Here is a 13,202-nt window from a genome sequence, read left to right as displayed (position 1 = left end):
CAAGGATTGTACTAAAAACCCGCACAGACCTTGCGACCTATGCGGGTGACAATATTGGTAAATGTCTGCTGGTTGCGCAGGATCAGCCCTGTTCCGCCCGAACACCTTCGGCGATTTGCAGCATCTGATCGGCGGTCAGGTAGCCGCGCAGCATTTCGGTTCCCAGCACGAAAGACGGCGTGCCCGAGATCTGCATTCGCTGCGCCAGCTCGCGGGTTTGGGCGATTTCGTTGGTGACCTCATCGCTGTCCATTGCGGCAAGGATGGCGTCGCTGTCTAGGCCCAAACCGTCTGAGATCCGGCGCAGTGTCACGTCCGAGATGTCGCCACCAAAGGCCAACAGCGCATCGTGCACCTGTTTATAGGCATCGTCACCCGCCACTTGCTTGGTGGCAACGGCAAAGCGCGAAGACTGAACCGAGGCCTCGCCCAGAATTGGCAGTTCTTTGATGACCAACCGGATATTGCCGTCTGCTTCCAGCAGTGTGGCAACCTCGGGGACCGCGCGGCGACAATATCCGCAGCGGTAGTCCATGAACTCGACCAGAGTGATATCGCCGTCCGGATTGCCACCAACCCAGCTGTAACCATCATTTGTCAGCGCATCCATGTTTGCAGCGACCAGCTCTTTGTCGGCAATGGCCTCGGCGGCGGCGTTGCGTTCTTCCAGAACGTTGATCGCCTCGATTATGACTTCGGGGTTTTCCAGAAGGTAATCGCGCACCTGCGCGCCAAACGCCGCGCGTTCGTCTTCGGTCATCGCGCTCAGGTCAAAGGCCTGTGCCGGGCCTGTTACAAGGGAAAGACCCAATAGGGCCGGTGCAGCATGTCTCAGGATCATTTCCGTTTCCTTTTCTTTTTCTTCGCTCGTTCAGAGGCAATCAGCACATCCTGTGCCCTTTGCCAACCCGGTGAGCCTTCGGGCAATTGCCCGACGGCTCGTTTTGCGTGGATGCCAGCATCCTCCAACCGCCCCAGCAGTGCATAACGCTCTGCCGTGACAGCGGACGCCATTCCGTTGTTTCCAACCTTTGCGTAGGCCGACCCCAAATCCCGCATCAGCCGTGCGTTTCGATAGTCTCTTGCCCGGGCCTTTTCCAGCGCCTGCAAGGCTTCCTTGGTCTGCCCGCTGACCAGCAGGGCGCGCCCGTACCCGGCCAGAATAAGCGGGTCGTAAGGCGCCATTTCAACCGCCGATTTGTAGGCCGTGATTGCATCACCGAACTGGCGGTTCTCAAGCAGGATCTGGCCTTTCAACTCATAGTAAAACGGGTCGTCGGGCCGGATTTGCAGCGCCTCATCAATTGCGGCGCGGGCGCGGGACAGGTTGCGGTTCTGGTGATGGGCCGAAGCTTCGCGCATCAGGCGGATATCGCGATGATCCTCTTCCGCGGCGCGGCGCAAGGTCCAACCCGGACTGCGCAGAAAGGCCGAAAGCTTACCCTTGACCCGAGCAAACCAGTAATCGGCGTTGGGGTTCTTTTTGGCGTGGTCTTCGAAATCGTTCAGAAACGCCTCGGCGGCTCGCAACCGCTCGCGGCTGGTGGGGTGCGAGCGCATATAGGGGTCTTGTCTGGCTTCGCTCAGCAGTTCCTGCCCGGCGAATTTGCGATGCAGTTCGACCATACCGATGGGCGAGATCTCGGCCCAGCGCAGATAGCTTGCCGCACTTCGGTCGGCCGAGGCCTCTTCGGCCCGGGTATGACCCAAAAAGCTGCGCAGAGCTGAGGCCGATGTGCCCGCTGCGATTCCCGCCGCTGCCTCTCCGGCACCGGCGATCCCTGCGATGACGGCCAAGGCGGTGCCAAGCTGCGCGTTCCGTTGCGCCGCGCGCAGGTTTTCGGACCGCCGTGCCAGGTGCCCGTTGGCGATATGGGCCGCTTCGTGCGCGATGACGGCCTGCAGCATTTCCGGGCTATCCACGGTCAGGATCAGACCGTGATTGATGTAGATGGTGTTATAGTCGATCACGAAGGCGTTGAAGGTATCGTCTTTGACCACCAGAACGCGCACACGGCTGGTGCTCAGCCCCGCTGCGCGCAGGATCGGAAAGGCCAGTTCACGCAGGCCATGTTCGATATCGGGGTCGCGGATCAGGCTTTGGGCGCTGGCCTGCAACGCGCTTGCCATCCATGTCACTGCCACCAGCAACAGGGCCGGGATTGACGCCAGCCTGGATAAACGTTCAAAAGCCATGGCTGCAACATGGGAGATGGGCATGAGAAACTCAACCCGGTCCGGGGTCGATCCGTTTATTGTGATGGACGTGATGGAGGCCGCGCGAAAGGCCGAAGAGGCCGGTCGCCGCATCATCCATATGGAAGTCGGCCAACCCGGAACCGGCGCGCCCAAGGGAGCGACCGAGGCCTTGGCCAAAGCGATGGTACAAGGCCCGCTAGGCTATACCGTGGCATTGGGCCTGCCCGCGCTGCGGCAGCGGATCGCGCGGATGTATGGCGAATGGTACAATGTCGACCTTGATCCCGAGCGCGTGGTGATTACGCCCGGGTCATCCGGTGGATTCTTGCTGACCTTCACCGCGCTGTTTGACAGCAGTGACCGAGTTGGGATCGGCGCGCCTGGATATCCGTCCTATCGCCAGATCCTCAGGGCATTGGGGTTGGTGCCCGTGGATCTGCCCACTGCGCCCGAAAACCGGTTACAGCCTGTGCCGTCGGATTTCGCGGGTCTGGACCTGGGCGGTCTTTTGGTGGCGTCACCAGCCAATCCGACCGGAACGATGCTGGACCGTGCCGCGATGGGGGCGCTGATCGAGGCGACGCAGGGGCAAGGGGCTGCGTTCATCAGTGACGAGATCTACCACGGCATCGAATACGAGGCCAAAGCCGTCACAGCGCTTGAGTTGACGGATGAGTGCTATGTGATCAATTCGTTCTCGAAGTACTTCTCGATGACCGGCTGGCGCGTCGGCTGGATGGTTGTGCCGCAAGATCAGGTGCGCGTGGTCGAACGCATTGCCCAGAACATGTTCATCTGCGCCCCCCACGCCAGTCAGGTGGCAGCGCTGGCCGCGATGGATTGCGAAGAAGAACTGCAGCAGAACCTCGATGTCTATCGCGCCAACCGGGCGCTGATGCTGGACGGGCTGCCAAAGGCGGGCTTTACCAATATCGCGCCGCCGGATGGGGCATTCTATGTGTATGCCGATGTCTCGGACCTAACCCAAGACAGCCGCGCTTTCGCCGCCGAAATCCTGCAAGAGGCGAGCGTCGCTGTCACGCCGGGTCTGGATTTCGATCCCGAACGCGGCCACACGACCTTGCGGTTCTCATACGCCAGATCGACTGCGGATATCGAAGAAGGCCTGACTCGCTTGCAGGCGTTCATGGCCAAACGCGCGCCGATCACATCCTCAGCCTAAGGCGTTCACAAAATCGCGTTCGTGTTATAGGCTCGGATCAAACGATCTCGGGAAAACTTGAGGCCATGAGCAGGATTTTCTTTACCCTGGCGCTGATCTGGGCGCTCAGCAGTGCTGCGTTCGCCAGCGAATTCAGCGCGCTAGCACGCGTATTGCCGGACCAAAGCCGCATCACGGATGATGGGCGCGCGGGTGTTCGGCTGGATATCGGATTGACCCAGGGTGTGCCGTACCGAATTTTCACCCTGCAAGATCCTTATCGCATGGTTCTTGATTTCCAGGAGGTCGACTGGACCGGTCTGGACAAGGGCGACTTTCTTCAAACCGGTCGGATCAGCGATGTTCGTTATGGCACCTATGTGCCCGGATGGTCGCGCATGGTGCTGCAGCTTGGGGCGCCGCTTGCAGTGGATTCGGCTGATCTGAGGGTTGATCCGGGCACCGGCGCGGCCTCTTTGGCGCTGCACCTGACGGGTACGGATTTTGATACATTCGCCGCCAGCGCCGGGGCACCGCACCAGCCGCAGTGGGATTTGCCGGAGCCTTCGGTCAAGGTTGCAAAACCGCGGCAGGATGGGACGCAGGTTGTGCGCGTGATGCTGGACCCGGGCCATGGCGGCATTGACCCGGGGGCCGAAGCGGATGGTACGAACGAAAAGACCCTGATGCTGACCTTTGCCCGCGAATTGCGCGAGCATCTGTTGCGATCAGGGAATTACGAAGTCGTTCTGACGCGGGTGGATGATCAATTCGTCTCGCTGGAACGGCGCATCGCGTTGGCGCACCGGTTTGGGGCGGAAGTGTTTGTCTCACTGCACGCAGATTCCCTGTCCGAGGGGCGGGCGCATGGCGCCGCAGTCTATACTCTGTCCGAAGAAGCCTCGGACGTGGCCAGCCAGAAACTTGCTGAACGCCACGACCGGAGCGATCTTCTGTCCGGCATTGATCTGAGCGGTGCGGATGATCAGGTGACCGATGTATTGCTGGATTTGGCGCGGCAGGAGACCAAACCACGCACCACCGCATTGGCGCACGCACTCGCTGATGGCATGGCACAACAGGGCGGGCCGATGAACAACCGCCCCCTGCGCAGCGCGTCGTTTTCGGTTCTCAAGGCCGCGGACATCCCGTCGGTCCTGATTGAGCTTGGATTCCTGTCCAGCCCGCGCGATCTGAAAAACGTGCGCGATCCCCAATGGCGTGCGGGCATGGCACAGGGGATTGTCAACGGGTTGGAGAAATGGCGGCAGGATGACTTGGTGAAACGGTCGCTGATCGGACAGTGACCTAACGGCGCAATTCAGCTATTGTAGGGTTTCGTGTTTTGACCCTTCAAGGTCGCGCCCCTATATAGGCGTCACCGCGGGAAAGAGGCAGCAACGTGATCCGGTTCATTCTTTCGATTTTTGGGGCGATTTTCAGCCTCGTGACCTTGGGTATCTTCATGACCGCACTGGTGATCGGTGCGATCTTCTGGATGTATGGGCGCGATTTGCCCAGCCACGAGTCACTGGCGCAGTACAAGCCCCCAACGATCAGCCGGATCTATTCCGGCGAAGGTCAATTGATCGACGAATTCGCGCAGGAACGCCGCCTGTTCACCCCGTCCGAAGAAATCCCCGACCTGGTGAAACAGGCCTTTATTTCCGCCGAAGACAAGAATTTCTACACCCATCAGGGCTATGACCCGCGCGGTATCATCGCCGCGGGCGTCGAGGCAGTGCGCACCAAGGGGGCCACGGTGCGCGGCGCGTCGACGATCACGCAGCAGGTGATGAAAAACTTCCTTCTGTCCGGTGACCGCCGGGCAGAACGCAAGATCAAAGAGATCATCCTCGCCACCCGGCTAGAGGATACGCTGGACAAAGAACAAATCCTCGAACTTTACATGAACGAGATCTTTCTGGGTCAGAACTCTTACGGTGTGACCGCTGCCGCGCAGACCTATTTCAACAAAACCCTGCAAGAGCTTGAGCCGCATGAGGCCGCAACACTGGCAGCCATGCCCAAGGCGCCATCGGATTACCATCCCGTGCGCGAGAAAGAACGCCTTCTGGCCCGCCGCAACTATGTGCTGCGTGAGATGAACCAGAACGGCTATATCGATCAGGCGACCTATGAGGCCGAGGTCGAAGCGCCTCTGCGTTCGGTCCAGAATGGCGATTTCGAAAGCTTCCGCACCGCTTTGCCACCGCGTGACTATTTCACCGACGAAATCCGCCGTCAGCTGAGCGAGGATTTCGGCGAGGGCGAGTTCTTTACCGGCGGCTTCACTGTGCGCGCATCGGTCGACGAGGAAATGCAGATCGAAGCGGCGCGGGCCTTGCGTGAGGCGCTGCAGAAATACGACCGTTCGCGGGGACGCTGGCGCGGCACTGGAGAGGTGATCGCAGAAGAAAAGCTGGCGGATGAATCCCAGTGGCGCGAGGCGCTTGCGATCATGGAAATCCCGCGCGACGTCCTACTGCCGACGCAGTGGTATCCGGCCGTTGTGTTGGGTGTTGGCGATCAGCAATTGACGGTTGGCATCGAAAACGGCCCCTCTGATGGGATCATCCCGCGTTCGGATATCCAATGGATGCAGGGCGATTTCGCGGCGAACTTCAAACGCGGCGACGTGATCCTTGTGATGGAGGGCGAGGAGGGCCAGTGGTCCGCCCGTCAGGTGCCCGAAGTGCAGGGCGGCTTTGTCGCCATGGACGTGAACTCGGGCCGCGTGCTGGCGATGCAGGGTGGGTTTTCCTATCAGGATACCGTCTTCAACCGTGCCACCCAGGCACAGCGTCAGCCAGGGTCAAGCTTTAAGCCCTTTGTCTATGCCGCCGCGCTGGACAGCGGATACAGCCCGGCGACCATCGTGGTCGACGCGCCGATCGAGGTGGATACGCCTCAGGGCCTGTGGCGTCCCAAGAACTCGTCGAACAAGTTTTACGGACCAACCCCGCTGCGCACCGGGATCGAGCAGTCGCGGAACCTGATGACAATCCGTCTGGCCCAAGAGGTCACAATGCCGGTTGTCGCAGGCTATGCGGAACGCTTTGGGGTCTATGACCGCATGGGGGCTTTCCTCGCGAACTCGCTGGGGTCCGAGGAAACGACGCTCTATAAGATGGTGGCGGCCTATGCGATGTTTGCCAATGGTGGTGAGCGGGTGGAACCCACGCTGGTCGACCGTATTCAGGACCGGTTCGGCAAGACGATCTATCGCCACGACGATCGCCAGTGCCTGAACTGCAACTCCACCTGGCTGGAGCCAGATGAGGCACCGACGATTGAGACAAACCGCAGTCAGGTCATGGATGCGATCACCGCCTATCAGCTGACCTCTATGATGAAGGGCGTAGTGGATCGCGGAACCGCGTCGCGCTATGTCAATCTGCCGGTGCCGACCGCTGGTAAAACCGGAACCACCAACGACTCGAAAGACGCGTGGTTCATCGGCTTCACTTCGAACATCGTCGCGGGCTGCTATATCGGCTTTGACCGACCCCGCCCAATGGGCCGGGGGGCCTATGGCGGCACCATGTGCGGCCCTGTGTTCCAGAGTTTCATGGAAAAAGCCGTCGAGAAATATGGCGGAGGTCCCTTTGATGTGCCTCCGGGTGGTCATTTCATCAAGATTGACCGTTTCAGCGGCGCGCGCCTGCCTTCGGATGCGTCGGGCGAATATGTTGTGGCCGAATACTTCCGCGATGGCGTCGACGGGTTTATTGACCGGATTTACGACGGCGGCTTTGCCGTCGGCTCGGAACTGCCCCTGTTCGAAGAGGTCAGCAGCGGCGGACGTCAGGTCACAACCTCGACCGGGGACACGATCATCGTCGGGCCAAAAGCCAATCAGGGCGACGTGGCAACCGGCGGTCTTTACTGAGCCGCGTCAAGAAACAGGCGCAGCAGGTCGGCTTCGGGATCCTCGGTGACCTCACCGCCGGAGCGCCAGAATATCGACAACGCGCATTTTGCGGCGGCCCATTTGGCTAGCCTCACGGACTCAACTCTCAACGCATCGGCATATTGCGCTGTGACGCATTGCAGGTGATCCGGTTGGCGGACAAGCCGGGGCATGCCTTTTGGATGGCGCAACGCGTTGGCCAGCTCAAAGGCCGGATCACCAAAATATCCCTTTGCGTCGATAGCCTTTGGGCCTTTGTCGGTCAGAATGACATTGTCAGGATGCAGATCGCCATGCAGAGGGGCGCGGCGGTTTTGATCGCTCAGCAGCGCCCGGGCCAGACTGGTCGCCTGATCCAGGTCGCGTTTCAACGGTTCGGCGCAGGTGGCGCCGAATGTTATCGTGTTGAGCGGGGCAAACACGGTCTCCAGTGGCTTTAGGCCGATGACTTCGACCTTTGGTTCCTGGTGGAGGGCGCGGGCCGTATCGGCGAGCAGCGCCAAGGCTGTTTCAGGACGTCCGTCGCGTGCGATCTGGCCCAATGAGGGCCCCTCCAGCCATTCCATCAGGATGGCGTTTGCGTCCTGATCCAGAATGTCGACAACACCCCGGTTGCGCCATGCCTGCAAAAGCGCGACCCCGGGTCCTTCATTGCCACGGTTCGCGCGGCGATAGAGTTTCAAAGCTGCCGGGCGGTCATTCGCTTGTCGAACCTTCCAGACCACCGCATGGCCGGTATCGGCGACCTGTGTGGGGGAGGTCAGGTTCCATCTGGTCAGGTACTGCCTCAACTGATCCTGCATTCCCGTCTTGCCTGTCTTGTGGTGGCCCGCGCCTCTTGCTATCACGCAGGCCTGATTGAGCAAGTTGGGACAAGACCATGCGCGCCGAAACGCAGAATATCGTGGCGGAAATCGAAAAGTCGCTGGAGCTGCTGGCGCAGCGCATGGACTATGAAACCGCACCGCACCGGCTGGAAGAGTTCAACGCGCGCGTCGAGGACCCCAACCTGTGGGACAGCCCTGAAAACGCGCAGAAACTGATGCGTGAACGCCAGATGCTGGTTGATGCGATCGAGACTTATGAGTCGATCAAGACCGACCTCAGCGACAATATCGAGCTGATTGAACTGGGCGAAATGGAAGAGGATACCGAGGTCGTCACCGACGCCGAGGACGCGATCAAGAAGCTGCAAGCCAAGGCCGCCAAGAAAGAGCTTGAAGCGTTGCTGGATGGCGAGGCGGACGGGAATGATACTTTCCTCGAAATCAACTCGGGTGCCGGTGGGACCGAAAGCTGCGACTGGGCTTCGATGCTGGCGCGGATGTATGTGCGGTGGGCAGAGAAAAAGGGATACACCGTCGAGCTGCAATCCGAGACCTCGGGCGAAGAGGCCGGCATCAAGTCAGCGGCCTACAAGATTTCCGGTCATAATGCCTATGGGTGGCTGAAATCCGAAAGCGGCGTTCACCGTTTGGTGCGGATCTCTCCGTTCGACTCGGCGGCGAAGCGGCATACGTCGTTCAGCTCGGTCTGGGTTTATCCTGTAGTCGATGACAATATCGAGATCGAGGTCAACCCCTCGGACATCCGCATCGATACCTACCGGTCCTCGGGGGCGGGTGGTCAGCATGTGAACACCACGGATTCTGCCGTGCGGATCACGCACATCCCGACCGGGATCGTGGTGACAAGTTCCGAGAAATCGCAGCACCAGAACCGCGACATTGCGATGAAGGCCCTGAAATCGCGGCTTTATCAGCAAGAGCTGGACCGCCGGAACGCTGACATCAACGCCGCGCATGAGGCAAAGGGTGACGCCGGTTGGGGCAACCAAATCCGATCTTACGTGTTGCAGCCCTATCAGATGGTCAAGGATCTGCGGACCAACCATGAAACCTCGGACACCAAAGGTGTTCTGGACGGCGATCTGGACGAATTCATGGCAGCCACGCTGGCGTTGGACGTCGCAGGCAAAAGCCGTTCCGAAGCCCAGGGCGAATAGGGCGCGAGGCGGGCGGCTCCTTATCTCTGCAGAAATCGATGCCTGAAGAAGAGAACCCAGTTCAGGTTGGGTGGCAGATCAGACCTGTCCGTTTTTTGAGACGGCGGGCTTGCAATCAGGTGTTCGGGTGCGCTTCAATCGGGGCGGAGGCGCGAGGACGGTGGCGAAAGCCACCCATCCCGAGGAGAATTTGATCATGGAAAAGCCGTTTGGCGTTCCCGATATGAAACCCGCTGATATGAACATGTTGAAGACCGCGCTTGCCTTGGCGTGGCAGGACTATCGCCGGGCGCCGGCATATGGGGTGTTTTTCGCGGGATTCTATGTGCTGGCCGGCTGGATCATGGCCTGGGTCACCTTGCAAACCGGCACGTCATTCTGGCTTGTGCTGGCGGCCATCGGGTTTCCCTTGATCGGCCCGTTTGCCGCCGTGGGCCTGTACGAGGTTTCGCACCGAATTGAAGAGGGCACACCGCTCAGCTGGGGCGAGATTGCCGGAGTGGTGGTTCACCAAAGCCGTAGGCAATTGCCGTCGATCTGTGCGATCATCGTTGTCATGTTTCTGTTTTGGTTCTTTCTGGGCCATATGATTTTTGCCTTGTTCATGGGCCTTTCGACCATGACGAACATTTCCTCATCGCTTGAGGTTCTGTGGACCGTAAACGGAATGACCATGTTGGCGGTCGGCACCGGGGTGGGCGCGGTTTTTGCGATGGTTCTCTACATGATTTCGGTTCTGTCGATCCCGATGCTGCTGGACCGAGAGCTGGACTTCGTAACCGCGATGATCGCAAGCTTTTCCTATGTGCGCGACAACCTGGGCGTCATGATCCTATGGGGCGGGTTCATAGCCGTCACTACGTTGCTGGCGATGCTGCCCTATTTCCTGGGGCTGCTTTTGGTTCTGCCGGTGCTCGGCCATGCCAGCTGGCATTTGTATCGCCAGATCACCGGCCATGCGGCGGCGTTTGACGCGGCCAAAGCCTGAAGGGCCTAGTGGGTCGCGACCTTGGGGTCAGCGGTGTTCTCTGCATCGCTCGTGACCGGCCGTTCGGAGGTGTTTCGTAGAACTTGCCGTGCGGATCGCCAGTCTTTGCCAATAAAGTGCAGGCTGATGGCGTTTGAAACCCGTTCGTTCACCGAGAACTCTGCCAGCGTCACCAGATGGCCGGACAAGTTTGGGCGCCCATATTCGTCAGCCGACAGAACAAGCATCTGATGATCCTGTCCACCGCGACGTGCCAGCAAGGCATAAGTGTTATTGCCGTTATGCGTCGCAAAGCCCCGGATCTCGCGGGCGAACTTGGGTGCGTGGGGGGCATTGGGGGGCGTATAGCACCTTAGCAAAATGCAGGGCCCGACGCTGCGAACGAACATCAACCGCGCGACCCGCGCGGTAGTGTTGGCTGTTTCGACACGGTAAAACCCATCGCGCAGTTCGGCCTGGGCATCGGGACATTTGATATGCCCGAACGTATCAAAAACAGGTGCGTTTCTCTCGGTTGCGATCTTTTCGAGTGGTTTCAGCAGGATGCGGGCATCGACCTCGAAAAAACGGCAGATCTGGTCCAAAACATCGGGGCGTGGATAGCTCTCTCCGGACAGGTATCTGTTGAATTGGGTGCGGTTGATGCCAAGCTGACGGCACAACGCGGAAACGCTTGGATAGTCGCGGGCCAGTTTTCGCAGATTTGAGCCGAACACATTTCTCGGTTCGGCAGAGCCGCGTTCCCTATCGGTCATGCCAGTTCCAGGTATCTTAGTTATTTTCAGGAATACACGGCCCTATGCGGCCCGAAGGCCGACATCAGTCCAAAATCGTTATAGTGACCCCATCGAGCGCCAGTTGACGCAACGTTGCGGGGCCAAAGCTAACGTCATTGGCAATAAAATCAACAGGTTTTAGCGCTTTTGTCTGATCTTATTGTGGTATTGGCAGATGAAACCAAACTGTAATAGTTAAATCCGGCTTTATGCTTGCCCGGATCGAGATGCTTGCCCGGATCGAGATGCTTGCCCGGATCGAGGGGCGTTTCCCGGTTGTGGCCCGGGAAACGCAGAATGTGTCAGTCGCCCCGCAGCAAAGCGGCGACGCCGGTGCGCGCGATCTCGGCTAGGCCCAGCGGGCGCATCAGGTCGGCAAAAGCGTCGATCTTTTCAGGGGTGCCGGTGATCTCGAAGATGAACGAGTTCAGCGTGCTGTCCACCACATTGGCGCGGAAGATGTCAGCCAGACGCATGGCCTCGACACGTTTTTCGCCTTCGCCGACCACTTTGATGATGGCCAGCTCACGCTCGACCGAGGGGCCTTCGACCGTCAGATCATGCACTTCATGGACCGGCACGATGCGCCCCAGCTGAGCTTTGATCTGCTCGATGACCTGCGGCGTTCCGGTGGTGACGATGGTAATGCGGCTGAGGTGGCCGGTATGATCCACCTCGGCAACCGTCAAGCTCTCGATATTATAGCCACGGCCCGAAAACAGCCCGATAACGCGGGCCAGAACACCTGGCTCGTTCTCGACAAGTAACGCGATCGTGTGCCGCTCTTGCGTGTCCGAGAATGTGGGTCGCAGGTTATATGCCGAATGGCGGGTAGAGCCTTTGACGATGTTTAGAGCAGTCATCAGGTGACCTCATTTTTGAGTTCGAATGTTTCATAGCTTCGCAACCGGCGAAAAACGGCGACAACACAAGTTGCACAGGCGGCTATTAATACCGGCGCATAGATGTATCGCACGGAAAGGAAGTCTATGTCGGTCAGCAGCAGCATCGCATTCATTGGTGCAACGCCCAACCACATGAAGGCCGCCAGAACGTAACCATAGCGGTTCGACGTCAAAACCCCGGCCCGGATCAGGAACAAGGCCGCAGGCGCCAGCAGAACGCTTTCGTAATGCCAGAAATACGGGACTGAGATTGTGATGGCCAGAAACAGAGTTGCGGCGCGTAGATCGAAGCAGACGTTAGGGCTGCGCCAGGCAAGGGCTACAACACCAGCGGCCAGCGCGGTCAGGCACCATTGAATAGTCAGTGCAACAGGTTCAGGCGTGCCCAGCCCGGCCAGAAGGGAATGGGGGCTTGTCATCAGGTGATGCTTTGGAACCGACGCGCGGATCAGTTCGGCATGATGTGCGGCCAGCTCTTTCATGGCGACCCAGTAGTCGACGCCCATGATCAGGGTCGAAATCAGGATCAGCAGAATTGTTGTGATTGTCGCCGCCGCTATGGTCCGCCAAGCGCCACAAGCCAGAAGCGCAAAGGGGATCAGTATGCCCAATTGCGGTTTCAGCGTCAGGATGCCGATAAGAACGCCCGCCATGATCGGCCTGTCGGCACGTAAGGATGCCAGCGCCGCCAGCAAGCAGGCGACCCATAGCAGGCTGTTTTGCCCAATCGTCAGGGCGGGAAAAATCGCCGGAGCAAGGGCAAAGCCGATCCAGACCGGCTTTACACCACCTGCAAAGGGGCGGATGGCAGCCAGCATGGCCAGCACGGATAGGGAAAGAAAGATGATCCAAGCCACGTGGAACGAAAACGCACCCAATGGCAGGATGACGATCATAAAGCCCGGCGGATAGAGCCACGGCATCCAGACATCGCCATGCACGCCGTGAATGGCGGCCAGGTTATCCGGATCGAAGGCCGAAATCGGATCCCCCATATAGGCCAGCTTTGCCGCAGCCCAGAACACGGTGAAGTCGATGGCGACCGCCGTCTTGCCGTTCTCCATGATGGCGATCCAACTGCGGTCCAGCCAGATGACAATAAGAGCCAGAAAGAAGGCCGGAACCAAAACGGCCACCTGCCACCCGCGCTTGCAATCGAAGACCTGCAGGCGCGCATCAGCCGTAGCCTGTTGCGTTAGATCGCGCGTCATGACTTCTCCTTTCTTTGCAAGCGGTGGATAGGCTGCCTTTGTG

The 13,202-nt window shown here is 59.3% G+C and carries 11 protein-coding genes; 5 read left to right on the top strand and 6 right to left on the bottom strand.

Features of this window, described 5'->3' with window-relative positions; genetic code table 11:
- Positions 1-82: 82 nt before the first annotated feature.
- Positions 83-841 carry a DsbA family protein gene (locus ACR0AG_RS13410; RefSeq protein ID WP_480839646.1) on the bottom strand — a complete coding sequence of 253 codons (759 nt, stop codon included), beginning with the start codon at positions 839-841 and terminating at the stop codon, positions 83-85.
- The gene (locus ACR0AG_RS13405) at positions 838-2,220 is read right to left on the bottom strand and encodes a M48 family metalloprotease (protein WP_480839644.1); all 1,383 of its coding nucleotides are present in this window, start codon (positions 2,218-2,220) and stop codon (positions 838-840) included. Before ACR0AG_RS13405 ends, ACR0AG_RS13410 begins: the two co-directional genes overlap by 4 nt.
- Between ACR0AG_RS13405 and ACR0AG_RS13400 the strand changes: the two genes are divergently transcribed.
- The 3 genes from ACR0AG_RS13400 (at position 2,219) to ACR0AG_RS13390 (ending at position 7,253) form a co-directional block, all read left to right on the top strand.
- Entirely contained in the window at positions 2,219-3,382 is a 1,164-nt protein-coding gene (locus ACR0AG_RS13400; RefSeq protein WP_480839642.1) for a pyridoxal phosphate-dependent aminotransferase, read from the top strand. The two genes, ACR0AG_RS13405 and ACR0AG_RS13400, sit on opposite strands and share 2 nt — an antisense overlap.
- A gap of 65 nt (positions 3,383-3,447) precedes the next feature.
- On the top strand, positions 3,448-4,668 hold the full coding sequence (locus tag ACR0AG_RS13395) for an N-acetylmuramoyl-L-alanine amidase (protein WP_480839637.1): 1,221 nt from the start codon (positions 3,448-3,450) through the stop codon (positions 4,666-4,668).
- Positions 4,669-4,763: 95 nt separating this feature from the next.
- Complete coding sequence (locus ACR0AG_RS13390; RefSeq protein WP_480839635.1) at positions 4,764-7,253, top strand: penicillin-binding protein 1A; 2,490 nt, start codon at positions 4,764-4,766, stop codon at positions 7,251-7,253.
- On the opposite strand, the gene ACR0AG_RS13385 is transcribed toward ACR0AG_RS13390, so the two are convergent.
- A complete protein-coding gene (locus tag ACR0AG_RS13385; protein WP_480839633.1) occupies positions 7,247-8,077 on the bottom strand; it encodes an aminoglycoside phosphotransferase family protein in 831 nt (276 codons plus the stop codon). The two genes, ACR0AG_RS13390 and ACR0AG_RS13385, sit on opposite strands and share 7 nt — an antisense overlap.
- A 77-nt stretch (positions 8,078-8,154) precedes the next feature.
- Here ACR0AG_RS13385 and prfB point away from each other — a divergent pair, with 77 nt between their 5' ends.
- Both prfB and ACR0AG_RS13375 read left to right on the top strand, forming a co-directional pair.
- Positions 8,155-9,279, top strand: coding sequence for a peptide chain release factor 2 (prfB, locus tag ACR0AG_RS13380; protein WP_480839631.1), 1,125 nt, complete (start codon positions 8,155-8,157; stop codon positions 9,277-9,279).
- A gap of 196 nt (positions 9,280-9,475) precedes the next feature.
- Entirely contained in the window at positions 9,476-10,267 is a 792-nt protein-coding gene (locus ACR0AG_RS13375; protein WP_480839629.1) for a DUF2189 domain-containing protein, read from the top strand.
- A 5-nt stretch (positions 10,268-10,272) separates the two neighbouring features.
- Here ACR0AG_RS13375 and ACR0AG_RS13370 read toward each other — a convergent pair whose 3' ends face one another.
- From ACR0AG_RS13370 to ACR0AG_RS13360, 3 genes are all read right to left on the bottom strand, one after another.
- Positions 10,273-11,022, bottom strand: a complete 750-nt coding sequence (locus ACR0AG_RS13370; protein WP_480839627.1) for a helix-turn-helix domain-containing protein — start codon at positions 11,020-11,022, stop codon at positions 10,273-10,275.
- A gap of 323 nt (positions 11,023-11,345) precedes the next feature.
- The gene (gene ilvN / locus ACR0AG_RS13365) at positions 11,346-11,906 is read right to left on the bottom strand and encodes an acetolactate synthase small subunit (protein WP_480839625.1); all 561 of its coding nucleotides are present in this window, start codon (positions 11,904-11,906) and stop codon (positions 11,346-11,348) included.
- Positions 11,906-13,159 (bottom strand): glycosyltransferase family 87 protein, encoded by a 1,254-nt coding sequence (locus ACR0AG_RS13360; protein ID WP_480839623.1) that lies wholly within the window; start codon positions 13,157-13,159, stop codon positions 11,906-11,908. Before ACR0AG_RS13360 ends, ilvN begins: the two co-directional genes overlap by 1 nt.
- Positions 13,160-13,202 lie beyond the last annotated feature (43 nt).

The organism is Ruegeria sp. H6 (assembly GCF_056532975.1).
This window is presented reverse-complemented; position numbering and strand designations above follow the sequence as displayed.

Bases quoted from the DNA above. Each gene is read 5' to 3' on its own strand.
- ACR0AG_RS13395 (WP_480839637.1), top strand. From the start codon at position 3,448: ATGAGCAGGATTTTCTTTACCCTGGCGCTGATCTGGGCGCTCAGCAGT.
- ACR0AG_RS13410 (WP_480839646.1), bottom strand. From the start codon at position 841: ATGATCCTGAGACATGCTGCACCGGCCCTATTGGGTCTTTCCCTTGTA.
- ACR0AG_RS13400 (WP_480839642.1), top strand. From the start codon at position 2,219: ATGAGAAACTCAACCCGGTCCGGGGTCGATCCGTTTATTGTGATGGAC.
- ACR0AG_RS13385 (WP_480839633.1), bottom strand. From the start codon at position 8,077: ATGCAGGATCAGTTGAGGCAGTACCTGACCAGATGGAACCTGACCTCC.
- ilvN (WP_480839625.1), bottom strand. From the start codon at position 11,906: ATGACTGCTCTAAACATCGTCAAAGGCTCTACCCGCCATTCGGCATAT.
- ACR0AG_RS13370 (WP_480839627.1), bottom strand. From the start codon at position 11,022: ATGACCGATAGGGAACGCGGCTCTGCCGAACCGAGAAATGTGTTCGGC.
- prfB (WP_480839631.1), top strand. From the start codon at position 8,155: ATGCGCGCCGAAACGCAGAATATCGTGGCGGAAATCGAAAAGTCGCTG.
- ACR0AG_RS13375 (WP_480839629.1), top strand. From the start codon at position 9,476: ATGGAAAAGCCGTTTGGCGTTCCCGATATGAAACCCGCTGATATGAAC.
- ACR0AG_RS13360 (WP_480839623.1), bottom strand. From the start codon at position 13,159: ATGACGCGCGATCTAACGCAACAGGCTACGGCTGATGCGCGCCTGCAG.
- ACR0AG_RS13405 (WP_480839644.1), bottom strand. From the start codon at position 2,220: ATGCCCATCTCCCATGTTGCAGCCATGGCTTTTGAACGTTTATCCAGG.